The sequence below is a fragment of the Micrococcus luteus genome, assembly GCF_022664405.1.
Taxonomy (GTDB): domain Bacteria; phylum Actinomycetota; class Actinomycetes; order Actinomycetales; family Micrococcaceae; genus Micrococcus; species Micrococcus luteus.
This window is the reverse complement of record NZ_JAKRLB010000051.1, coordinates 1-925: the sequence shown is the minus strand read 5'-3', so window position 1 is coordinate 925 and position 925 is coordinate 1. Positions and strand designations below refer to the sequence as shown.

General features: G+C 56.2%; 1 rRNA gene. It reads left to right on the top strand.

What is annotated here, in order from left to right:
- A 23S ribosomal RNA gene (locus tag MF605_RS11870) occupies positions 1–925 on the top strand; the annotation flags it as partial.

The window sequence follows — 925 nt, the reverse complement described above, 5'->3', positions numbered from 1 at the left end:
GGTGACAGCGTGCCTTTTGAAGAATGAGCCTGCGAGTTAGTGATACGTGGCGAGGTTAACCCGTGTGGGGAAGCCGTAGCGAAAGCGAGTCTGAATAGGGCGATTGAGTCGCGTGTCCTAGACCCGAAGCGGAGTGATCTACCCATGGCCAGGTTGAAGCGCGTGTAAGAGCGCGTGGAGGACCGAACCCACTTCAGTTGAAAATGGAGGGGATGAGCTGTGGGTAGGGGTGAAAGGCCAATCAAACTCCGTGATAGCTGGTTCTCCCCGAAATGCATTTAGGTGCAGCGTCACGTGTTTCTTCCCGGAGGTAGAGCTACTGGATGGACGATGGGCCCTACAAGGTTACTGACTTCAGCCAAACTCCGAATGCCGGGAAGTGAGAGCGTGGCAGTGAGACTGTGGGGGATAAGCTTCATAGTCGAGAGGGAAACAGCCCAGACCACCGGTTAAGGCCCCTAAGCGTGTGCTAAGTGGGAAAGGATGTGGAGTTGCTGAGACAACCAGGAGGTTGGCTTAGAAGCAGCCACCCTTGAAAGAGTGCGTAATAGCTCACTGGTCAAGTGACTCCGCGCCGACAATGTAGCGGGGCTCAAGTACACCGCCGAAACCGTGGCATTCAGTTTTGCTGGATGGGTAGGGGAGCGTCGTTCACGAGGTGAAGCCAGCGGGTAACTTCTGGTGGATTGTGGACGAGTGAGAATGCAGGCATGAGTAGCGAAAGACGGGTGAGAAACCCGTCCGCCGGATGACTAAGGGTTCCAGGGTCAAGCTAATCTGCCCTGGGTAAGTCGGGACCTAAGGCGAGGCCGACAGGCGTAGTCGATGGACAACGGGTTGATATTCCCGTACCAGTGAAGAACCGCCCATGCTGAGCCGGTGATACTAACCGCCCGAACCATCCCGAACCCCGTCTTTGACGGGG